A 21286-nucleotide genomic window follows, 5' to 3' on the forward strand; every position below is an offset into this window, starting at 1 on the left:
ACATTGACACGCACCGTCCAAGAAAAAAGTGAGCCGCCGTAAGGGCGGAAGGGGTCGGCAGCCTCGCCACATCAACTGGATAAGCACGCCTATCAAGAGCCAATAGGCTGACTCGCTAGAGATGTGTATATACCTATGCTCATCGCGGGGCAAGCCCGTTCCCACAGCGCTCCCACAGCATCAAAGCCCGCCGAAGCGGGCTTTTTGCTTAGAAGTAGTACGGGAATTTCAGGCTGAAGGAGAAGTCCGGCGAGTCGTCGGTCAGGCCAATGGAGAGGTTGGGGACGATGGTCAGGTTGTCGGTGGCGGCCAGGGTCATGCCGATGTTGAAGTTGGCCGCGTTGTAGTCGCTGCTCGGTACCGACTGCCAACTGCCACCGTCAGGCTTGATCTTGCTCTTGCTGGCAAACTGGTCAGAGAACGAGAACGACATACTCATCTTCTCGTTCAAGGCAAAGGCAATACCGGCACCGATCTGCCAGGAGTCGCCAAGTTTCACATCACCCGGGACCTTGGTGTTGATCGTCGGGCTGATGTCGCTGAACGAGTCCTGCATGTTGTAGGTGTAGGACAGGCTGCCGAACAGCACGGCTGGGTCGAAGGTCTTGACCAGCGAGATGCCTGGGGTGATCGCCCAGATACCGTTGCCGGTCGGCAGGCTTTCCGGTACCGAGAGGTTGTCGTTGGTCGGGTCGTTGACCAGCTTGATGCCATAGGGATCCTTGCCGGTCGGTGCCTTGACGCGCAGGGTGACCACCGCATCGGGCAGGTTTTCCGACTCGTCGAGGAATTTGTAGGCAACGCCAACGTTGACATCGCCAATGGTCGGGTCGCGCCTGACGGTGGCATCGGAGGTAACGGGCCCGGCGCCACCGGCACCGCCAGAGGAATAGGTGGATTCGCGGTAGACCACCGGGACGTTGATATCGAACTGCCAACGCTGGTCCAGGTTATAGCGCGCGGTCAGGTCCAGGGTCCAGTTATCGGCCTTGATCCGGTCGAGGTTGATATTGCCGAGGAAAATCGAGTCCAGCGCCAGAAAACCGTTGAGGACCAGGGCACGGGTGTCGTAGTGGGTATAGGTCAGGCCGGTTTCGACGCTGAACCTGCCGCCACCGAAGAAACCACTGGCCTCGTCGTACAGGTTGGACACGCTTTGTGCCGGCTCCGAGTCGTCCTTGAGCGATTGGCCGTAGGAGCTGCCGGTAGTTCCTGGTGCACCGCTGGCCACGGTCTGGCCGCCCTTGACGGTCTCCGCAGGGGACTTGGTCAAGCGTCTGGGTGGGGGGGCTTGCGGTGCTGCTTCAACCTGGCGAACGCGCTGCTCAAGGACCATCAGCGCGTTCTGTTGTGCTTCGTAACGTTGTTTCAACTCCATGAGTTCTTGTTTTAGTACTTCGACCTGAGGATCGGCTGCCGCGTAGAGCAGGGTGGCCGGTGTCAGGCTACTCAAACAGACGATAGCTCTGAACGTTAACGATCGGTGCATGGGTTAGCCGTCCCTTCTGACTACATATGATGAGACTGAGCGTAGATCAGAATCCGAGAGTGCGAAGGCCTTTGAGTTGGTCCAGGTTGCCATTGAGAGAACCGGCGGTGGGTACGTTCTCACGCAGTACGACATTGAGCGAGGTGAGGTTGCTGACCCGGTTGCCGGCGCCCAGCAAGGTGGTGTTCTGCATCAGGCCACCCTGGGCCAGGCGTTGCACGGTACTGCCCTGGTTGTTGTTGGCGACGATGTTCAACTGCACTCCGCCGGCTCCGCTCGACGACACGCTCAGCGAGCCTGCGCCGTTGGCGCCGACCAGGGTCGAGCCTGCAGCCAGGGCCTGGCCCTCTTGCTGGATGACTGGCGCCTGATTGGCCTTGGTGACGTTGATATCGACGTTGTTGTAGGCGGTATTGTTGTCGCCGGCCGCCCGCACCACTTGGGTGACGCCTTCGGTGCTGTTGAGGCCGTTGCCGCCGCTGACGCTACCTGTTCCGGTGTTTTGCGCGTGGGCAGAGCCGGTACCTTTTTCGTCGATCATCGACACATAAAACTGCGGTTTTATCGTTGTTTGTTGAATTTGCATCGAGGATTTGGCGCCGATGACCTCACCATTGGCATTTTGCCAGGTGCTGCTCATGACGATGCCGAAGCTGACAATGCGTCCCGGCATGACAAAGCGCCCGCGCAAGTTCGCCAGTTCCTGATCCTTCAATTCAATGGGTTTGAGCGTCTGTGCCTGGGTGGGCAGGCTGGCGGCCAGACAAACCACGGCGAGCCAGATTGAAGTCTTCATGGGATGCTCCCGGAGCCTCATGCTCCCTTGTCATTAGAAGAAGTCGCTTTGGATGAACCCGAAATCCATCAACTCAGCGTCTTGCACCGGGGTGAAGGTATTGATGCGGTTTTTGGCGGTCAGCGGCAGCGGTGGGTCGAGCAAGGCATTGGCCTTGTCGTAACCCCGGCCGATGACGGCGAAGATGATGCCATTCCAGCCTTTGACAAAATCGTCGACTTTGTAGCGTTTGTGGCCCAGTACCGGGTCGCCGATGTAAGCCCAGCCTTTGTGGACTTTCTGCAAGACCACAAAGTGCTTGTAGCCACGGATGTCCATCAGCACCACCACGGGTATGCGAACATTCTGCAAGGCGTCGACTTCTACCCGGTAACCACGGGCACGCATGCCCAGGCTTTCCACGTAACGCTTCATGTCGAGCATGGAGAAGCCCTGGACCCGGACCATGTCATGGTCGGAGTGGGCCAGCATGCCTTCGATGATCTGATCTTCATTGACGTCCAGCCAATAGGCCTGACGCAAAATGGTCGCCAGTGCTGCGGCGCCACAGCTGAAATCGGTTTTCTGTTGCACAAGGTCAGCGAACTTGCGTTCGCGTACGCTCTGGATGGGTTTGAATACCACCGCGCCTCCTGGCAGCACCGAAAGCGGTAGTTGCGCCGCTTCGCTCAAGCTTGCCAGGCACAGCAAAAATGCCAAGGCGATAATGCGCATGTTCGATGCCCCCCTGCCGGTGTTGAAAAAAGGCCCCCCGAAGGGGGCCTCCAGGCCACAGCATTTACATCGAGGTGTTGGAAATGGCCAGCGAGTTGCTTTGTTGGTTGCCTTGACCGGCCGCCACGTTGACGCCCAGGTTGCCGCTGCCGCCATTGACCGAACCACTCAGGGTTGCGGTGTTGGTTACAGGGTTGGCCCAGCCAGTTGGAGTCAGCACTTGATAAGAGTAAGTATTGCTCAAATCGTAAGAGCTGCTTTCACTCCAGCTTTTCGCTTTGTCGTACTCAGACTCGGACGATTTGCTGCCTGATTTCTCGAACGAGGAGTTGAAGGCTTTTTCGAAGGAGGAGTCATACGACTTGTCCCACGAAGAGCTGGACTCTTTGTTCCAGGTTTTTTCGACCGATGCATCCAGCGAAGCCGTCAGCGAAGCACTGGCTTCATCAGAACGGCTGCCACTGTGGTGACGGCCATAGTCATAGCTGCTTTCGCGGCTGGCGTCGAATTGCACGTCCAGCGATGCGTTCAGCGTAGCACCACGTGAACCGCTGGCTTCGTGGGTTTTAGAGCCACTTGCGTCCGAGCTGTACGAACCACTGGCGTCGAAGCTCTTGGCACCGGCCACTTCGAAGCTCGACGAGTTGCTCTTACTGCCGCTGGCCTCGAAGGACCCGTCGCGCGATGCACTGCCGCTGGCGGTTTTGGTTACCGTCAGAGTATCGACACGATAGGTGCGATCGGCGTTGTTGTTGACGGTCAGGCCTGGGCCGTTTTGCTCGGCAGAAGCAGTAGCGGTTGCGTTACCCAGTGCAGCGTTGGTATTGGCAATCGCCATGGTGTTTTTCTGCTGGTTCAGGTCGCCACCGGCAATGTTGATGCCCATGTTGCCGCTGCCGTTGTTGCCCGAACCACCCATGACGGCGGAGTTGGTGCTGCCGTAGTTGTCGACGCGGTTGTGGTTGCTGTATTGCGAGACTTTAGCGGTCGAAGTGGCATTGCCGAACACGAAGGTGTTGTCGATTTCCGAGACGGAACCGGCGTTGGCGATGGCGGCGGCGTTGTCTTGCTGGTTGCCGGCACCGGCAGCCACGTTGACGCCGACGTTGCCGCTGGTACCGGTGGCCGAGCTGCTCATTTCAGCTTCGTTCACGGTGCCTTCGTTGCGGATTTTGTTGTTGGTGCTGCTTTGTTTGTCCCAGGCGTTGGCAGTGGCGGTCACCGGGATTTTAGTCGGAGGAGGGGTGTGATGACCATTGTTGTTGTGATGGCCATTGTTGTTGTGGCCGTTATTGTGGCCACCACGTGGATCATTCCCTGCTTGTACAGCTACAGCCATGACCGCAGCAATTGCGAAAACCAGAGGCTTGAGTGCCATCGAAGGTTTCATGGTGATTCTCCGTACTTTATTTTAGGTTAAGTGTTGTTATTACCTGTTTGGGTCAGTCTGCGACCCGGATGCTCAGGGTGTTGGCCGTTCGGTTTCCCACCCCGGCACTCTGATTCAACTGAATGACCCCACGGCTGCCGGTGAATGCCTGGTCACTGGTAGTGACCTGGCGATAGCCGGGTGTCGAGTCAGTTGGATCGGAGTTGTTGAGCAGCGCCACGTTTTGTTGCATGAGGACGCTGTCGTCGATACTTTGCGGTTGACTACTGATGCTGATCCGCAGTGCGTTGGCTTGCTGATTGGCGGCGCCCGCGCTCTGGTTGACCCCCAGTGCGCCGCTGCCATTGCTGAAGGAGTTGCCCTGAATGCCGGATTGGGCATCCATGTTCGGGTCGACCTGGGTACGCAAGCGCTGGCGGATCTGGCTCGTGGCGCTGGCACCATGGCCTACGGCGATAGCCCGGGCGTTGGCTTGTTGCTGTTGATCACCGGCAGCCTGGTTGACTGTAAGGTTGCCTTGGTACTGGGCACCGGTGGTGTCGATGTTGGCGTTATTGATCACTGGGGGTTGGGCAAGGGCCGGTGTACTGCAGAACATGGCCAGAATCAGCAGCCGATGCTTCATCTCACTGACCTCCGGTCAAGATCTGCAGGGGCGCCAGGCCTTTCTGCACGCTAGAGTTGACCATGTTGGAGATGCCGTTGCCGGAGTTGCCGGAACGTCCGCCAGCCAGGTTCGGCAGTTGTGTCTGGTTATTGAGATTGCCGCCCAGGTTGTTGGTCTGTTGCGTGATCATGGAACTGATGCCCGCACCGCTGCTGATGTTGGCAAAGTCACCGTCGCTGAGCTCGTTGGTTTGTTTGAGGATCTGCACCGAGGGGTTGGTATTGACCGTCGTCGGGTACGGATCGGGCACCAACGGGGCGCGCACGGCGTTGCGGGTTTGCACATCGCGGGTAATCACCACGATCCCGTTTTCGGCCTGGACCGGCACGTTGATGCTGGCTCCCAGTACGCAACTGATCAGCACGAGGCGGTAGATGCCTTTATCAATTTTTCCCACGATGGCAATTCCTTCTTCGGTGCGCTGGCCTTGTTCAGCGTTGCGAAGAAGAGAGCAGAAGCTGTGCCGCTTTTTGTTTTTTATTGGAAAACAAAGGCTTGGGTAAATTGATTGGAAGGGGTCAAAAAATAGTGTAACGCCACTGAGACACTCACCACCTGCAGGGTTGGATCCTTTGGGCGCCATGGCTTATCAAGGGCCACAGGCGTCGAGTGTTTCAGGCGCTTAACACTTTCGCTTTTGCCGGCGGTGGCCGCTTTAAATCGCGGTTCTGCGTAGAGGGGAGTGTTTCAGGAATGGACAGTTGTGCAGAAATTGATTCAGGTCTCGAGCAAGCGAGCTACGGCGGTAAAGGCGGCCTGCTTGCGCTGTTGCCAGTCGCCTTGCAGCACCTGGCAAGGCTGGCGGTGCAGGGTCAGCCAGGCGGCAGTGGCCTGGAAGAACGCCTGGCGCTCGGCTAACTGCGGCTGGCAGCGTTGTCCGTCGTCGTGCCAGCCGACCGACTCGGGGCTGAGCAGCAAGTGCAGATCGTAATTGCGCGTCAGCAAAGCGTCTTCGAGCCATGCCGGGCAGTCGCCAAACAGCGTGCGGCTCCAGAGCATATTGCTCAACAGGTGGGTATCGAGAATCAGCAGTCGCGGCCGCCGGGCGCGGGCGGCGTCCTCCCAGGCCAACTGCCCATGGGCAATGGCCGGGATGTCGGCATAACAGGTATCGCGTGCCTGTTCGTCAATGAAGTGACGGACGTACTCGCCCACCAACTCACCGCCAAAGTGCAGCCTGATTTCATTGCCGAGCCAGCTTTTTCCGCTGGACTCAGGACCGGTAAGCACCAGCACCTTCATGGCAATGCCAGCGCCGGATCGCGTCGCCAATCACGCCAGCCCTGCACCGCGATCAGGGTGAACAGGGCGTAGAGCGCGGCAGTCAGGTACATGGCCTTGGACAGGAACAAACCGACGAAAATCACGTCGAGGATGACCCACAACGGCCAGCACTGCAGACGCTTTTGCGCCATCCACCATTGTGCGACCAGGCTAAAACCGGTCAAGGCGGCGTCCAGCCAGGGGTGGACAGCGTCGGTCCAGGTCGCCATGGCCGCGCCCAGGCCAAGGCTGCCGAGCAGCCCCAGGCCCAAGCCGAAGGCCATCGCGTGCGGCGCCAGCAGGGTGACCTGGCGCGCCTCGCGCTGGCTGTCCGGGCGTGTCCATTGCCACCAGCCATACAGTTGCAGCACGGCATAGACCAGTTGCAGGAGCATGTCCGAGTACAGCTTCACGTCGTAAAAGATCCAGGTGTACAGCACCACCATCACCAGGCCGATCGGCCAGCACCAGGGGTTCTGCTTGGTCGTGAGCCACACGGCGATAACGCCGAGCACGGCGGCGAACAGTTCGAGGCCGGACATCGGCGTTCCTTGGCAGGTTCGAGGGGGCGCCGATTGTACCTTGTGGCGCGCCAGGCGCCACTAGCAAGCGGGATGGATCTGCACGCAGTGGGAGCGGGCTCGCCCCGCGATAGCATTTCCCGATTAGACCCGGAACTGTCGCAACAACTGCTCAAGTTGCCCGCTCAACTGGAACAGCGCCTTGCCCGAATCACTCGAATGCTGCGCCGCCAGGGCCGTTTGCTGCGACAGGTCGGCGGTCTCGGTGACGTTGCGGTTAATCTCCTCGACCACATGCGACTGCTGCAAGGTGGCGCTGGCAATCGAGGCGTTGAGCGCGGTCAGGTTGTGCAGGGCCTGGCTGATGGCATCCAGGCTGACCCCGGCTTCGCTGGCCTGCTCGACGGTCTGGCGTGAGGCTTCACTGCTGGCATCGATGGCTTTTACTGCCGCTTCGGACTGACCTTGCAGGTGTTCGATCATGCTCTGGATTTCAGCAGTGGACTGCTGGGTGCGCTGGGCCAGCAGGCGCACCTCGTCGGCGACCACGGCAAAGCCGCGGCCCTGTTCGCCGGCGCGCGCAGCTTCGATGGCGGCGTTGAGGGCCAGCAGGTTGGTTTGCTCGGCAATCGAGCGAATCACCTCCAGGACACTGCCAATGCGCGTGCTCTGGCCGGCCAGCGCGCGGATTACCTGGACCGCCTCGTCAATGGTTGCCGACAGTTGGTCAATGCGCTGCAGGCTGCCGTGAATGCTGTGCTGGCCTTGCTCGGCGCGCAACTGTGCATCGCGCATTTCGCTGGAGGCTTGTTCTGCGCTCTTGGCCACATCCTGGACCGCGTAGGTCACTTCGTTGATTGCCGTGGCCACTTGTTCCATCTGCTGCGACTGCTGCTCGCTGCGCTGCTGGGCCTGGCCTGCGTTGTTGCCGACGTCGTTGGCCGATTGCGCCAAGGCATGTACCGCGCCCTGCAGTTGGCTGATCACCCCCTGCAATTTGGCGGTAAAGCTGTTGAAGTGCGCGCCCAGTTGGGTGACCTCATCAAAGCCGTGGGTGTCCAGGCGCCGGGTCAGGTCGCTTTCACCGCTGGCAATGGTGGCCATGGCATCGACCGCCTCCTGCAGCGGTCGGGCAATGCTGCGGGCGATCAGCACCACCAGCAGGGCCATGACCAGGGCGATACCCAGGCCAAGGATCGAGGCATCGCGCAGTTGGCGCAGGAACTCGGCCTGCATGTCGTCGATGTACACCCCCGAACCGATCACCCAGCCCCAGGGCTGGAACAGCTGCACATATGAGGTTTTTTTCACCGGCTCGCTGGCCCCGGGCTTGGGCCAGCGGTAGTCGATGCTGCCAGCGCCTTTGGCCTTGGCCAGCGCCGCCATCTCGTTGAACAGGGCAAAGCCGTCCGGGTCACGAATCGCCGAGAGGTCCTGGCCATCGAGCTTGGGGTTGGCCGGATGCATGATCATCTTCGGCCCCAGGTCGTTGATCCAGAAATACAAGCACTCCGTATCCCTCGGGCCTTAGCGGGCAGCTCGATGACCCTTTGGGACACCGTTGTGACATCCAGAGGTGCGGGCGCTCAGGCGCGTAAAGGACCCCATGCGGGCGCGATAAGGCTCACGCGAGGGTGGCACGGGGGGATGCGCGAGTGCACCCGTATTGAGGTGGTCATTCAGATTTTTGCCCCAGATTCTCAAAGAGACCTAAAGGCCATGGTGGTTATTCGCAGGTGATTACCACACACACGACATCCCCAAAGCTCTCCATGAGGCCACCACCTTGGGCGATACCGAGTGAAACGAGGAGGAGCCCAAGGAAGCGATAAGTGACGCGGTGGGTTACCAAGGCGCGGATAACCGCCAAAAAGGTTTTCCAGCGCGTAGTCATCGCACGGTCCTCCATTCGGTTAGTGGTTATTGGTCGTTGATATTCATCATCAGAGAGGAGGTCTTTAAGACGACCATAGTGAGTGGTTTTAAAGTGGACCGGCAGGGACACTTTAAGTCCCCCTCTGCTTATAGTGAGGGGTTTTAACTGGGTGCTGGAAATGACCGAACGTCCTTGTTCAGTCACTCTTTCACCAGCCCATGTAGTTGGTCGTCGTGCCGTCAGCCTCAAAGCTAAGCATTACGTCACCCATGAGCATCTGACGGTGATCGTCAAAGCCCACCAATGGGTCCTCCATCTGCTGCATTAGGAAGTCTTCAAGCATCTCCGAGGCTCCTACCTCAGAGTCACGCTCAAGCGCCTCAGTGAAGAACTGCACGCCAATTGCCAGCGCATCAAGGCGGTCGTCATGTGCCAGGGCTCCGCGCTCCTTCGTAATCCGGGTGAGCTGGTAGAAACCGCTGTACTTAACGTCTGTCGTGCCGTCGATGTTCAAGGCCGTCTCATAGTCCCGGTTGATAACGTCTTCCATCACCACCAGTTTGTGACTGCCAAGGACAGGCTCAAGGACATCACAGATACGCATCTCTTTCTGGCCCTTAGACTTGACCTCAGTGACCGCGCAACGGTGCGTCCGGGTCATCACAGGGCTGAACAGCTTCACGTACATGCCGTCACCGAAGTTACCTTCAATGACCACTTCGTTAACCTTGAAGCGCTTCCCGATGTCGGCCAGTGCCTGCAATGTCTTGTCGTCGTAACCGCCACGGAAGCCTCCCCAGTCCATCAGGAAGATGAAGCCGTTAAGCATGTAGAGGACGGCATAGCCAGTCTCATCCTTACCCCGGCCAGATGGGTCGATGACCAGAATCTTGGCGCTGTATGCTGCCGAAGCGTTTCCCACAGACTCATAGCGGTGGAAGCGGTCGCCCTTAAGGCCTACGTTAGGAAGGCCCTTAATCTCGTTGGTCCCGTTAGGCAACCACTGCAAGGTCGTCGGTGCGTTCTCCAGAGAGAAGCGGCCTACGATGAAGTCTCGCAACTTGAGAGGGTACTTTTCGGCGTCCGATAGGTTGGGGTTGAGCATGAATTGCAGAGCGAAGCCGCCCTTGCCATACGACAGCTCACGTTCACGAAGGTCGGTGTCATCGAATCGAACAGGGTCCGTAGGTTCCCAGTAAAGCCGGGGGTCAGCATCAAGCTCACCAGCGAGCATAGGGGCCAACCGGTGACCATAGCTCTCGCGGTCTTTGAGGTCTTTCGGATATCGCGCAGGCCAGATGGTTGTCACGTAGCCACGGGATTCGAGTTCCCGATACAGGGTCATCTCAGTCTGAGGGGTGCCCAGATAGATGATTGTCCCGTTTGGCTTCAGGATCGCATCGAACTCCTTCACGAGTTCCCCGAGATGCTCACGAGCTGCCTGAGTCGCCGAGTTGTTCGGTACTTCAACGTCGTCCGCAATGAGGATGTCTGCACGGCTACCCGTGAGCTGGCCGGTGATACCTACCGACTTCACCGATGGCGAGTGGTCAGGTTTGGCAGGACCAACATCGAACGCAAGCGAGCTGTCCCGCTGGCCGTTCTGAGGTTTCATGTGGTGCAGGAAGGGAAGCAGGTCGATGATGCGCTTGATGAAGATGCTGTTCGCGTCCGCTCGCTCTTTCGAAGCCGACACGATGAGAAACTTGAGGTCAGGGTTGTTCCAGAGTTTCCACACTACGAAGGCGCAGGTGATGAACGATTTCCCGATACCTCGGAATGCCTGAAGAATGAAACGCCGCTGATCCCCAGAGGACAACTTGCGGCTCATGTCGATTTGACACTTGGTCGGCTTTGGCAGGTTCAGGGCCCGCCAGAGGACAAAAAGAAAGGCCACAAAGGACCTTTTCATTAACTCAATATCTTTCTCACCTTGGTTCAATTAGTTCCCTCCTTGGCGTTCTCCTTGCAGTTCGCGAATGGTTTGTTGAAGTGCAGTCACTTGGTGGTCTGCTCGTTGGGCTTGCTCGATAAGGAATCGAGAAGTGTTTGGGTGTAGTTCGGCGTAACCATTAGGGACGGATCGACCGTCACTTGTGACTGAACGCACTGTTGCGTCGGCGAGCTGGACGCGCAGGCTGAGGCCATCAGCACGCAGCCGATCAATAGTCCCCTGAGCCACAGACGACTTTTGAGCCAAATACGCTTGCCATTGTTTTGAGATGTCGGCCAAAGCCGCTTGGGACTTTTCACGTTCCTCCTCCTGTTTCTTGTTGAACGCCAGTTGGGCGCTCTGAGCCTCGGATAGGTGCTTGGTGTCGGAGTCGTGATAGCCCTTCAGGTAGATCCCGAGAGCTATCAGACAGGCACAGACAAGCCCCAAGAGACCCTTGGTTAGGGTGGTCATGGCGGGGCTCCTTTAGTGTTGGGTCGGGCCGTACAGCTCTGCGTCGGTCAGCTCCGGGACATCAGCCAGCGCCGAGGCGAGGTCACCAAGAAGGGACTCATCAGGGCGGAGCTTTGCCAGGGTGAACTTGTGACGTTCGAGATACTTGCCTACGGCGTTGTAGAGTTGAGGACTCCGAAGCTCAGGGTTCTTCAGGTCCTTCAGCATGTTGCGGGCAGTCTCGGTATCGAGTGCCTCAAGAAGTTGTTCCAGTACAGAAGCAGACATTTAACCCTCCTTGTTTTTGCGGCGCTCCTCCATGATGGTCCTGAAGACCAGTACGACAGTTTGAGCGACCGTGTAGGTGATAAGAGCGACATAGAACCAGTCACTCAGGGAAAGGCCAGCGAAGCGGCTTGCGACATCCGCACCAGCGCCCACGGCTACAGGGGCGTACTTGATGACGCCATTTTGGAAGTCCATTTCGACGCTCATGGGGCCATCGCCTTAATCTGCACGCGCAGCAAGCGGGCAATCTCCACCTCTTCAGGCGTTGCCAGACCCAGCATGATGTCCGGCATGAGCTTGTCCAACTCAGCCTGTAGGTCTTCAGCGGTCGGCTCAGGGCGGTTCCACTCAGCGACGGGCCCTGCATGTCCCTGTGCGAGATGCTCGAAGATCGCAGGGCAGTGCGGCAGAGTCTCAGGGGTGTCCCATGGGCAAGACGTAAAGGGAATCTCCCCATACTCCTTGGTGGCCAGAATGCAGTCGATGCGGATTTGTTCTCGGTCAGTCCAACGGGGCGAATGAACGCCCTCAATGGTTAGACCTTGGGTTTCGGTAAACGGAAATTCCATAGGGCCTCCTTTAGGTTTAAGCGATGCGTTGCCATGTTGCGCAACCACCGTTGTTAGACCAGCCATTGCAGCGCCACGAGCCACCGCCCACGATACCGCCCACGGCGTTGTGAGATGACCATTGGAGCGAGCCACCGCCTAACACGGCGTTGTTGCCCTGAGCTGCACCGGACTGGTTATAGAGAAAAGCGACGTTGCCGAGAGTACCGGCGTTGATCGAGGCTACGGCCTGAGAAGCGAAGGCAGCCTTTGACGTGAAGTTGGCATCTACCCAACCAGAGAGTGTCCCCGCAGCACCATAGGCAGAACCGAAGACGATCCCGTTAGTACCGAGCTGAGAGAATTCGCCAGCGGGATTACCCCAACAGAGGTTGCCCCCAGCCGACATCATCAGCTTGTTGACCACAGTTGCACCCCAGTGGAAGGCAATGGATGGTGCGTTGTAAATGTGGCCCGGCGCAGGCCCGCCGTTGCCCACGAGTCCATTCTCTCGAACCTCAAAGGCACCGTTATAGACTTGGTTGCCAGCCGACAGATTCAGGTACTGGACGCCACATACTGAGTTTTGATTACCCATTGTGTTGGTAACGCCAGTGCCTTGCAGCTTCAAGGCTGGATTGAAGTTACCGGCTGACCAAACGCGGTTCCCTGCGTCGTAAATACCCCCAGTACCGCTATAAACCCCACCAGAAGCCCCGGTCGATATGGTCCCGGAAAACTGGGCGGAAGAGCCGTCTTTGGTTATAGCGAGCAATGGAGAATAACCACCGCCTGAGTTGCCCCAGTGGATCACAGCACTATGTAGACCGTCAGTGCGGGAGAGGACACCAAAAGATACCGCTTCGCCCACGCCCGAGTTCCCAAACTTGCCTTTGAGAATCGGGTAGTAAGCGCTCGTTGCGGTTAGTGTCCCCTCGTTCATCAGAAACGGCGCACCGGTTCCCCATTGCTGACCGTAACCAGCGGCCTCGGTATATGGCAGCGCCTCAAAGCGTTTCGCAAAGATCGCACCAACGGCCCGTACTAATCCCTTGAAGACCACCGACCAGTTTCCGGCGCCTGTAGAGGTTGAGTCGAGATTGGCCGCGATGTCATTCATGTTGCCAAGCTTGTCGGCTTCAGTTTTCGCCCGGTCAGCTTGCGTAGTGGCCCGGTCAGCTTCAGTCCGCGCCCGGTCAGCCTGTGCAGTCGCGCCGTCCCTTGCAGCAATTGCAGAGTCGCGAGCGAGTGCCGCGTAGGAGTTCGAGCCAGCGGCGTTCTGAGCGTTTGCCAGAGATGCGTCGCGATAATTCTGAGCCAAGTCACGTGCTGCCTCGGATGCAAGCCGCGATGTCTGTGAAGCTAACGCCGAGTTAGCTGAGTTAGTCGCCTGAGAGGTAGAGGCTTGGCGGGATGCTTCAGAAGCGGCGGCTGATTGAGCCGATAGGTTGGCCTGATTCAGCGCGGAGCCAGCCCATTGCTGGTTTTGCCGCAGGGTTACAGCATCTCCGGGGTTAACAGCATCAGCCAGGTTCACAATGCGGCGCGAACGGGCGTCAAGGTTCCCGTCATTGTTTACGCCGATGGTGTCGGCTGTGAGGTCTCGGGCCTCCTCAGCGATATGCAGAGATTGAACCTGCGAAGTGTTCAGATCGTAGGCTCGAAGTATCGAACCGTCACTGAAGTCCACCAAGCGCTCAGTCGCAGATGTCACACGACGGATTTCGATACTGTCGAAGCCCTGAGCGGTCCCCCACGCAGAGGTGGTAGTGATAGTGGTCTTAGTGGTGAAGCGATATTCAGAGTTCAGCACCAGAGGACGGCGGGCAGACCCGAGAAGGGTGACCACGACGAACTTTCGGGCGAGATACTCGAATGGGATTGGGAAGTCCTTTAGAGCCCCGTTAAGGGGATACGTTAGGACGGTTTTTGGCGCGGCCATTTATACCTCCTTTCAGATGAGTGAAAGCAGGACCTGTGCTGGCATCCTGCTTATAGTGAGGGCTTTTATCGAATCTCTACACCTTGCGACTCCATAATCATGAGCAAGAGCTTCTGGCTCACAGGGTCGTTCGGAACGAGTCCCCGAAGTCCATTGAAAACCCCTGTCATGTATTCCTGATCCGCTCTGCGCGAGTCCGTGCCGGATGCACCGAAGGCGTTGTAGCCAACCTGTCCAGCGCTCGCGAGAACGCCATAGGCAGGAACCTGCTCGGCAACTTTTCCGAGGACCCCAGTGATTCGGTCGTCCTTTGTAGCGCTGTACTTCATCGCGCCGGGGTCTCGCTGTTCCTTAGGACCCCGAGGGAGGATCGAGGAACGGACCATTGCGGCCTGATCGAAGCCCAAAGGCGCCGCGACGATGTTCGCCAGACCCAGAGGTGCCCCTATGTGGGAGCTTCGGGACAGCGCGGCATAAGCCAACATCTTCGGATCAAGCGCTTGCTGTAGGAACGGTTCACGCTGATCTTTAGGCATCCCGGAGGCTTGGCTGTACTTCATCGCCATGTAGGCACTGAGGGCCAGCCCCGTCGAAAGAACCGCCTGCATGGTCTGGTCGATAGCTCTGCCGTTCTTCGTGGAATCATGAAAACCACGGATGAGCCGAGAGTTAACCGAACGCATGGTGAAGTTCTTGAACTGCATAGCGGTCTTGATTCCCGCGCCGTAAGCCACGGTGTCAGCCGAAGAGAGCTTGTGCGGACGCAAGATAGTCTCATCAGCGATCTTGTCGCCCATGCGCCATAGGTCCATCGTCCGAGGGTCACGCTGAAATGCCGCCCGGTCAGTGAGCTTGTAGGAACCGTCCTTCTGTCGCTTCACGTAAGTCTTGATGAGGTCCTTCATTCCCTCGAATTGCTCCGGGGTGATGGACATCGACTTGAGGCGTTGCGGAGAGAACAGACCCGACTCACGGCCAGCTATTGCGTGGTCAACGAAGTCCGAGAGGACACCTTGACGGCCAGCGTCTGCGATGTAGTTGGATGATTCGGTGAGGAACTTGGTGAATGGCGAACGGGCCGACAGTTCCTGAGTGGCGAACTTGATGGACCCCATGACGTTTGCCGCCAAAGGACTCGCACCGGCTTCATCCCTGAGGCGCTCCACGATGTCCGAACGAGTCGGGCGAATGTGGTTGTCCAGCTCGCGGCCGAAGACCATTGAGTGCATGTCCGACAGGTCTTTGGCGCTTATCTTGGAGCCCCACTGGCTCATGTCTCTCAGCAGCGGAATGCCTTTGAGGAGCATGTGGGTATGCCCTTTGGTCACCATCCCGGCGACCTCTGTGATGGACTGCACGCCCATGTAGGCGTTCTTTGCGAAGAAGCTCAGGTCCGCCAGAGAGCGGGCAGCGGTCGCAAGAGTCCCCTCAACATCACGCCGCGCCCGACCTGTGAGGATCTTTACGGCATCTTCAAGGGCGGCACGCTCAGCCTTGCTGTTTGCCTTGACTCGCCCGATGTCGTTCACGAGTTCCGCTGTGCTTCGTCCGGTGGCCCCCATGATTCCAATGTCACCGTTAACACGCCGGTCGTAGCTTGGGGTGATTCGGGACAGGTTGAATTCACGCAGGTCATTCACCGCGAAGGTACTGCCATCGGAAAGAGGCACAGCCATGTCGGAGTCGAATAGATGACGGCCTTCAAGGAAGTTGTTCACGCCAAGCCCGGCGCTGTCAGGAATACTGCCTTGAGTGTCGAGGTTCAAGAGATTGGACCCGTTATGGTCGTCAGTCTTGGCGATACCGAAAGCCTTGCGGCGTGCATAGTCTTCGACCTGTTCCTTCAGGATTTCCTCACGCATTACCTTTGTGTCCACGGCTGGCGCTGGCTGTTTCCCTTTAGGTTTCGAAAGGGCTGTCACACGTTCGCCCAGGAGTTCGTCCACCTTGTCCTTCAGCAGGTTGTCCACTCGGGTTTTAACCGCTGGACGTGCTGCGTAACTGGCAAGCCACGACTCCATGATTGCGTGCTGCAAACCTTCCTCGCCACCCAACCGCTGAACCTGAAGAAGCTTCGCGGCAGAGCTGTAGACGTTTGGAATGTAGGAGCCAGCGTGGCGAGTCTCGGGAAGGATAGGGCGGGCGTTGCGATTGCCGAACTGAGCCGGGGAGGCCAGTAAGTCAGCCTTCCGGTCGTAATGCTTGCGCACTGTGTCCATCAGCTTCCTTTCGCCATCGGTCAGTTGAGCCAGCTTGTTGCCTGACTGGTCCTCAATGGCCTCAGCAACACGGCGGTAAGCCCGATCAATGTGAACCTCACGGCCACCGGGAGTCAGTGCATAGGACGGGTCTTTGATTGCCTCAAGCACCTGCTCCGACATGGTGTTGTAGGTAACGTGGTCCTGCCCCTGAATGCGCTCAATGATGTCCGAGGCGGTTGCTCCGAACTTGCCATTGGAGCCGCTGACGGTTCCTGTAGGCGAACGGAATAGCTGACTGCCGATTGCGAGGACCTCAGGGTTTTCCGAGCGATTCAGCGTGTAGCCGATTTCGGTGAAGCCTCCCATGGTGACCCCTTTAGCTGCCCGTTCAGGGACGACCTCAGCGGCCTCACTGAGTAGCTTCGGGTTCAGCGGATTGGTCGCCGACAGGATCGAACCGTCACGCAGACGCACCGCGCCGGGTTCGCTTGGGTGGTCCACATAGTCCACACCCGCAGCGTTTTTAGGCTCCTCACCTTCACGCCACGGGTAGCGTGTCGGGTCTTCCTCGCCAAGCTGACGGGCGGTCTCACGGGCTTCCAAGCGGATGCTCGGAGCGGCGAACTCATTGGCTGCGTCGTCTTCCCAATGAAGGTCATAAAGATTCTTTTCGGAAGCCTCACCGTGGCGAGCAAGGATCGCTTCAAGCTGATCGTCTGGTAGGTCCACACGCTCAACCTTCGGAGCCGCTCGTAGGGCTTTGTCGAAGACAGCCGTTGCACCCGCGCCGAACAAAGCACCACCGACCAGCGCTGTGCCGTAGTGCCCTTCGATGCCCGTGATGTTTTCACGAAGCCCTTCAGATGCCACGGCAGCAGCACCGGAGTAAAGCGCGCCCTGAGCTACACGGGACACCAAGCGAAGGCCCGTAGTACCGGGAAGCGGGGTATAGGTCAGCGGGTCTAAGCCAGCGCCTGCGAAGCCACCGACAATCTGAGCCCCGCCGCCTGTACCGTTGATGCGGCGTTGGTACTCTTGGTTCTCCTTTGCCATCGCAATGGCGTTCGGTAGGTTCGCCCGGTTGCCCTTTGCGAAGTCCTGCACGAACGAAAAGAACTGAGGGTCCACGCCCTCTCGGCGGATCATGTCGTAGTCTTCAGTCGTCCAGTTCGAAGTGTCGTTGGGCTTCACCCATTCGAGCGGGTCAGCGTCTTCCATGGTGCCGTAGCGCAGTAGCGTTCCCACAGGGGAGGTCGCAAGGTTGGCCGCAACGGAATCTCCGAGGCCCTCAAAGGTGCCTTTTTCTTTCGGACCGATGATGTTGGAAAGTGTCTGAAAGTCCTGTTGCGTTTGCGGGGCGGTGCCACCGGGCAGGTCTAACTGACCCAGCTCCGGCAGCTCATGGCCGATCTTGTTGTGGGCCGTCACACCTTGAATAGCTTCCTCGAAGGGGACGGCCTCAGCCTTTGGGTGAATACCCGGATTGGTCACCTCCTGTGCATCGAAGAATCGGCGCGAAGGCGACTCACCGGAGACATCCAGCAGCTTGCGCATGTAGTTCTGACCTTCCGGGCTGATCTTGCTGAAGTCACCGGAGTCCAGCGCGGCCAACTGAGGGGAGCCCAAGCGGCCCTGTCCTTGGTTGTATGCCAAAGCGGTTTTCAGCAAGTCACCCTTATAGGCGCCGCTAAGATCTTTGAGGTGGCGCGCAATGGCGGGAATAGCCTTCGCGGGGTTCATGCGGTCTTCTGGGGTCATCAGGCCGTAAGCCTTTCCGGTCAGCTCGGTCATCTGTCCGAGACCCAAGGGACCCGTTGGGGATTTAGCGGCGGGATCAAAGCTGGATTCGTTAAAGATGAGCTTATGCATGAAGTCGTAAGAAATGCCTTGGCGGTCAGCTTCCTGTCGAATCATTGCGTCATAGGGTGTGCCCGCTGCTTTAACGGCTGCGTAGTCTTTTACTGTCATTAAGTCCTCCTTGATTAGAGTGGTCCGCGTCCTCCCTTGATGTAGTCCTGTCGAATCTTCTCAGCTTTCTGAGCGTCCTTAACGTTGGAATCAAAGTGGGCTTGTGCGGCTTGTGCGGCTCGATCACGGGCAAGGTTGCCTAAGGCTTCCTTCGAGAGTCGGTATCGTTTGCCGAGGGTGTTTTCGATGTAGAAGGCGCCGTTTGCACTGCGCACAGAGAGACCGCCTGCCGACCACTCAGGCTGTGTTTTCAGGTAGTTCATGGTGTCGTCGATGATGGTCTTGCCGGTTTCCCAAGAGGTGACATCGTTTGGGTCTGTCATCAGGTCGCGTTTGCTGACCATTCCGTGGAAGCTGTCAGAGCCGGTCCAGCCAGTTGACTCCGTGAAGGACACGGCGGTTTTCGACAGGTACTCCGACACAGCTCTTGCGGCTTCGTTGGAATCACCAGTACGCAGAGTTGCAGCGTCGTAGACCTGACGTGCTTGGGTCTCAAAGGCGTTCGGTAGGTACTTCAATTCCTTGTACCCGCTGTCATTCTTGACGGAGGCCCACTGCTGTTCTCGTGCTGTCTGTTCGTCCTTTCCGAGTCCCTGTTTGGACTTCTCTGCGTCGATAATTACCTGAGGTTCGATCCCTGTTTCAGCGGCATAACGCAGCTTCTCCAGAAGACCAGCTTGCTCAGGGAACAACTGCGCGATGGTAGAAGGGTCTTGTTGGTAGGCCGCTTGAAGTTCTTTCAGCCTGGGGGTATCTGTGACAGGTTCCGGCGATAAGAGAGCGCCTTGCCATTCACGAGAAGCGTCCGTCAGGAGCGACTTGAAGGCAGCTTGAAAAGGACCATTGGCGTAGTCGGCACGTAGGAGAGATGCCTTCAGTTCGGCCTTCTTCGAGTCCGGGACTTCCATAGCGTCAATCTGGTTCAGTTTCCTTGCTGCGTAAGTCGCCATATCGGCGTCCGTGTACTTGTCGCCAGTATTTGAATTCGTGGGCAGGAACTTGGGTTCTACCGCGACGTTTTCACCAGCTTGACGGCGCGTAAAGGCGTCATCAATCACGGCTTGGCGATTGTCGGCTTGAGCATTCTTTTGCAGCTGTACGGCTTGCAGCTTTGAGTTCTGAGCCACCTGCCCGATGAGCTGGGCCTTGGCTTGAATCAACTGCTGACGCACTGGGGTCATCTGGGTGCCAGTCTGAATCCAGTCGTTTTCCTGTTCGAGCTTGTTCAGCTTCTGCCAGCCATCTGCCGGGTCTTCACTATGGATCGCGTTGGCGATACCCAGTTGCAAGGCTTCGGTGCGCTTGGAGTCGCGTGTGTAGGCAGCATTTTGAGCTTGGACCTTCAGGCCTTCATAGACGGTCGGTTCGATCAAGTCGCGGACTTTGCGCTGGCCCCCGAAGACATTCAGGGTTTTGTCCCCGAGGTTGTCGAGGAGTTGAACGCCACCTTCCTTGTTGACCGCTTCCGAGGCCAATAACTGGATGGCCTTTACGGCGTGTCCATCGCTCGGGAATATCCCCGTCTTGAGGCCATTGTTGAAGTAAGAGGCGAAGTAATCGGCGCTTGCCGGGTTCCCCAGAGACTTGGGGTCGTCAAGCATTGGCTGAAGGTCAGCACGGGTCTCAAGGACTGCCTGCGTCTCAAGGTTCTTCGATAGGAATTGCGAGTGCAGATCGTAAACCGCTGCGCTGCGCCGAGTGATGTCCGAGTTAAAACCGCTCTGATAGTCGGTGTCATCTGGATTGATTCCCGCCATCTGTGCGTAGTTTTGAGCCTTCTGCTCAAGGCGGGTCTGCCGCCATTCATCAAGATCCTTCCGGGTCCGAAAGGTGCCTTTCTGGATTTCTTGCTGGACCTCAGAGTCAACCTCATAGGCGGCGTTACGTCCAGACTTGTAGCGGAGCTGTTGCATAGCGTCCGGGTCGTCCATGTAGAGGAGCGTTCCGTTACCTATTGCCTCGCGGCGCTGCTCAGGGGTCAGCTTGCGGATAATTTCATTGGAACGCTCATCTGCTTCCGATTGACGCCTTTGCTGGTAAGCGCCGAATGCGTCACCTCCTGCACGCACAAAGTTTCGGAGAGAATCTCCAAGGGCATTGTCCGCCTGTACTGGTTTGATGCGAGCCGCTTGATAGCCCGTACCGCCTCCAGTACGGAAGCCCTGACGGCCCCCGGTGGTCTGTGCGGACTGTGCTAACGCTTGGGCAATTTCGTTTGCCATGGGTCCTCCTTTAAGTTTTGGTGTTCTTGGCTGTACGCGATGCAGAAAGGCTTTCACCTTGTGCATAGCCAGCGCCCCCCGCTGAAACGATGTTCAGGGCATTGGCGATGTTGTTGACCTTGTACTTGTTGCCACCCAGACCACGGACAGCGGCCTTAGCGTTCTCAGAGCTGCCCACACGATTCGCGAAGATCGCTTGATAATCACGGGTGTAGTTGTCTGTGATGTTCATTCGTTGGGCGCTCGCGTCATTGGCGACGGAGTTCTTCAAGCGGTCCATGGAGTTGCCTGAAAGACCAGACTCCCCGATTGCCGCGTTGATGGTCCCTTGATTGCGGATGGCTTGAAGGTTCACCTCAGTGAGCTGCCTACGGGCCTCATCCTGTTTGTCTACGGTGGCAAGCTTCTGGTCGTTCTCTGCAAAGTTGGCCTGTTTGACCACTTCGTTTTGTTGCTTGCGCTCGTTGTCGGTCATTTGGCCTTTGGCCTTGGCGCCTTCCGACGCGCTCATAGCAGCCCCGGCGACAGCAACGATTGCCATGCCGATGCTTACGGGTTCGCACATTGGTAGTCCTCCTATAGCCAGAATTGTTTAAAGGCACAGCCGGCTGGTGACATATAGATGCCTTCCTGAAAGGTGGCACCCAGCTCAGTCAGCAGCCGGATGTGAGCGTGGTTGTCCACCGATACCCAGTTGGTTCGTAGGCCCGGCGACCGATGCTTGATCCATGCAAGGTTTTCTTTAAGGAGCCGGTAGAAGCGGAAACGTTGGGCCTTGGTAAGGGTGTGTACGACGTTGGTAGTCACGAACCAGATGCCTAAATTGGAATGCCCACCGACCGCCAGAACGAGTGACCCCAGCATGATTGCCTGTGTGTTTTCGTCGTGAGAGGCGGGGAGAACATCGCGGGGATTCCTGCCTGCTTTCATGCAGTGGAACTCGTGAAGGTCGGATTTGCAGAGGTCTTCTGCGGCCATCCGAAGATGCGTCTCGGTGGCTTTGATGAGTTTCATG

At 57.8% G+C, this 21286-nt stretch carries 20 protein-coding genes and 1 pseudogene; all 21 read right to left on the reverse strand.

All coding sequences use genetic code 11. From position 1 onward, the window contains the following. Nucleotides 1–208 precede the first annotated feature (208 nt). Entirely contained in the window at nt 209–1489 is a 1281-nt protein-coding gene (locus tag M5G17_RS09095) for a coiled-coil domain-containing protein (protein WP_273892597.1), read from the reverse strand. 46 nt (nt 1490–1535) lie between these two features. After that, nucleotides 1536–2285, reverse strand: a complete 750-nt coding sequence (locus tag M5G17_RS09100; protein WP_273892598.1) for a hypothetical protein — start codon at nt 2283–2285, stop codon at nt 1536–1538. A 33-nt stretch (nt 2286–2318) separates the two neighbouring features. Then, nucleotides 2319–2999, reverse strand: coding sequence for a C39 family peptidase (locus M5G17_RS09105; protein WP_273892599.1), 681 nt, complete (start codon nt 2997–2999; stop codon nt 2319–2321). A 64-nt stretch (nt 3000–3063) separates the two neighbouring features. Further along, the gene (locus M5G17_RS09110) at nt 3064–4389 is read right to left on the reverse strand and encodes a heme utilization protein (RefSeq protein ID WP_273892600.1); all 1326 of its coding nucleotides are present in this window, start codon (nt 4387–4389) and stop codon (nt 3064–3066) included. A gap of 52 nt (nt 4390–4441) precedes the next feature. Continuing rightward, entirely contained in the window at nt 4442–5014 is a 573-nt protein-coding gene (locus M5G17_RS09115; RefSeq protein WP_273892601.1) for an adhesin, read from the reverse strand. Nucleotide 5015: 1 nt separating this feature from the next. Beyond that, the gene (locus tag M5G17_RS09120; RefSeq protein ID WP_273892602.1) at nt 5016–5453 is read right to left on the reverse strand and encodes a hypothetical protein; all 438 of its coding nucleotides are present in this window, start codon (nt 5451–5453) and stop codon (nt 5016–5018) included. A gap of 320 nt (nt 5454–5773) precedes the next feature. Next, nucleotides 5774–6298, reverse strand: coding sequence for an AAA family ATPase (locus tag M5G17_RS09125; RefSeq protein WP_273892603.1), 525 nt, complete (start codon nt 6296–6298; stop codon nt 5774–5776). Then, on the reverse strand, nt 6295–6861 hold the full coding sequence (pnuC, locus tag M5G17_RS09130) for a nicotinamide riboside transporter PnuC (protein WP_273892604.1): 567 nt from the start codon (nt 6859–6861) through the stop codon (nt 6295–6297). The genes M5G17_RS09125 and pnuC overlap by 4 nt, the downstream gene beginning before the upstream one ends. A gap of 123 nt (nt 6862–6984) precedes the next feature. Continuing rightward, nucleotides 6985–7719, reverse strand: coding sequence for a methyl-accepting chemotaxis protein (locus tag M5G17_RS27570; protein ID WP_420793609.1), 735 nt, complete (start codon nt 7717–7719; stop codon nt 6985–6987). 123 nt (nt 7720–7842) lie between these two features. Further along, nucleotides 7843–8346 (reverse strand): annotated as a pseudogene (locus tag M5G17_RS27575) (cache domain-containing protein); the annotation flags it as partial. 220 nt (nt 8347–8566) lie between these two features. Further along, nucleotides 8567–8845: a gp19.5 family protein gene (locus M5G17_RS09140; protein ID WP_273892605.1), complete on the reverse strand. Its 279-nt coding sequence runs from the start codon at nt 8843–8845 to the stop codon at nt 8567–8569. Between the two features lie 79 nt (nt 8846–8924). Further along, complete coding sequence (terL, locus tag M5G17_RS09145) at nt 8925–10658, reverse strand: phage terminase large subunit (RefSeq protein ID WP_273892606.1); 1734 nt, start codon at nt 10656–10658, stop codon at nt 8925–8927. Further along, entirely contained in the window at nt 10659–11123 is a 465-nt protein-coding gene (locus tag M5G17_RS27800) for a lysis system spanin subunit (RefSeq protein ID WP_273892607.1), read from the reverse strand. It abuts the gene before it with no gap. A gap of 12 nt (nt 11124–11135) precedes the next feature. Next, complete coding sequence (locus M5G17_RS09155) at nt 11136–11390, reverse strand: hypothetical protein (protein WP_273892608.1); 255 nt, start codon at nt 11388–11390, stop codon at nt 11136–11138. Next, entirely contained in the window at nt 11391–11597 is a 207-nt protein-coding gene (locus M5G17_RS09160; RefSeq protein ID WP_273892609.1) for a phage holin family protein, read from the reverse strand. It lies immediately after the preceding gene. After that, a complete protein-coding gene (locus M5G17_RS09165) occupies nt 11594–11959 on the reverse strand; it encodes a hypothetical protein (protein WP_273892610.1) in 366 nt (121 codons plus the stop codon). The genes M5G17_RS09160 and M5G17_RS09165 overlap by 4 nt, the downstream gene beginning before the upstream one ends. A 16-nt stretch (nt 11960–11975) precedes the next feature. Next, complete coding sequence (locus M5G17_RS09170) at nt 11976–13880, reverse strand: phage tail fiber domain-containing protein (RefSeq protein WP_273892611.1); 1905 nt, start codon at nt 13878–13880, stop codon at nt 11976–11978. A 65-nt stretch (nt 13881–13945) separates the two neighbouring features. Further along, complete coding sequence (locus M5G17_RS09175) at nt 13946–18049, reverse strand: transglycosylase SLT domain-containing protein (protein WP_273892613.1); 4104 nt, start codon at nt 18047–18049, stop codon at nt 13946–13948. 14 nt (nt 18050–18063) lie between these two features. Beyond that, nucleotides 18064–20271 carry a hypothetical protein gene (locus tag M5G17_RS09180; protein WP_273892614.1) on the reverse strand — a complete coding sequence of 736 codons (2208 nt, stop codon included), beginning with the start codon at nt 20269–20271 and terminating at the stop codon, nt 18064–18066. 10 nt (nt 20272–20281) lie between these two features. Then, nucleotides 20282–20836 carry a virion core protein, T7 gp14 family gene (locus M5G17_RS09185; RefSeq protein ID WP_273892615.1) on the reverse strand — a complete coding sequence of 185 codons (555 nt, stop codon included), beginning with the start codon at nt 20834–20836 and terminating at the stop codon, nt 20282–20284. A gap of 11 nt (nt 20837–20847) precedes the next feature. Further along, on the reverse strand, nt 20848–21285 hold the full coding sequence (locus tag M5G17_RS09190) for a phage protein Gp13 family protein (protein ID WP_273892616.1): 438 nt from the start codon (nt 21283–21285) through the stop codon (nt 20848–20850). Nucleotide 21286 lies beyond the last annotated feature (1 nt).

This window comes from Pseudomonas rubra (assembly GCF_028656935.1).
GTDB classification, from domain to species: domain Bacteria; phylum Pseudomonadota; class Gammaproteobacteria; order Pseudomonadales; family Pseudomonadaceae; genus Aquipseudomonas; species Aquipseudomonas rubra.

What these genes read in the sequence shown, in the direction of transcription:
- M5G17_RS09095 (WP_273892597.1), bottom strand. Translation starts at nt 1,489, where the DNA reads ATGCACCGATCGTTAACGTTCAGAGCTATCGTCTGTTTGAGTAGCCTG.
- M5G17_RS09100 (WP_273892598.1), bottom strand. Translation starts at nt 2,285, where the DNA reads ATGAAGACTTCAATCTGGCTCGCCGTGGTTTGTCTGGCCGCCAGCCTG.
- M5G17_RS09105 (WP_273892599.1), bottom strand. Translation starts at nt 2,999, where the DNA reads ATGCGCATTATCGCCTTGGCATTTTTGCTGTGCCTGGCAAGCTTGAGC.
- M5G17_RS09110 (WP_273892600.1), bottom strand. Translation starts at nt 4,389, where the DNA reads ATGAAACCTTCGATGGCACTCAAGCCTCTGGTTTTCGCAATTGCTGCG.
- M5G17_RS09115 (WP_273892601.1), bottom strand. Translation starts at nt 5,014, where the DNA reads ATGAAGCATCGGCTGCTGATTCTGGCCATGTTCTGCAGTACACCGGCC.
- M5G17_RS09125 (WP_273892603.1), bottom strand. Translation starts at nt 6,298, where the DNA reads ATGAAGGTGCTGGTGCTTACCGGTCCTGAGTCCAGCGGAAAAAGCTGG.
- pnuC (WP_273892604.1), bottom strand. Translation starts at nt 6,861, where the DNA reads ATGTCCGGCCTCGAACTGTTCGCCGCCGTGCTCGGCGTTATCGCCGTG.
- M5G17_RS27570 (WP_420793609.1), bottom strand. Translation starts at nt 7,719, where the DNA reads ATGGAACAAGTGGCCACGGCAATCAACGAAGTGACCTACGCGGTCCAG.
- M5G17_RS27800 (WP_273892607.1), bottom strand. Translation starts at nt 11,123, where the DNA reads ATGACCACCCTAACCAAGGGTCTCTTGGGGCTTGTCTGTGCCTGTCTG.
- M5G17_RS09155 (WP_273892608.1), bottom strand. Translation starts at nt 11,390, where the DNA reads ATGTCTGCTTCTGTACTGGAACAACTTCTTGAGGCACTCGATACCGAG.
- M5G17_RS09160 (WP_273892609.1), bottom strand. Translation starts at nt 11,597, where the DNA reads ATGAGCGTCGAAATGGACTTCCAAAATGGCGTCATCAAGTACGCCCCT.
- M5G17_RS09165 (WP_273892610.1), bottom strand. Translation starts at nt 11,959, where the DNA reads ATGGAATTTCCGTTTACCGAAACCCAAGGTCTAACCATTGAGGGCGTT.
- M5G17_RS09170 (WP_273892611.1), bottom strand. Translation starts at nt 13,880, where the DNA reads ATGGCCGCGCCAAAAACCGTCCTAACGTATCCCCTTAACGGGGCTCTA.
- M5G17_RS09175 (WP_273892613.1), bottom strand. Translation starts at nt 18,049, where the DNA reads ATGACAGTAAAAGACTACGCAGCCGTTAAAGCAGCGGGCACACCCTAT.
- M5G17_RS09180 (WP_273892614.1), bottom strand. Translation starts at nt 20,271, where the DNA reads ATGGCAAACGAAATTGCCCAAGCGTTAGCACAGTCCGCACAGACCACC.
- M5G17_RS09185 (WP_273892615.1), bottom strand. Translation starts at nt 20,836, where the DNA reads ATGTGCGAACCCGTAAGCATCGGCATGGCAATCGTTGCTGTCGCCGGG.
- M5G17_RS09190 (WP_273892616.1), bottom strand. Translation starts at nt 21,285, where the DNA reads ATGAAACTCATCAAAGCCACCGAGACGCATCTTCGGATGGCCGCAGAA.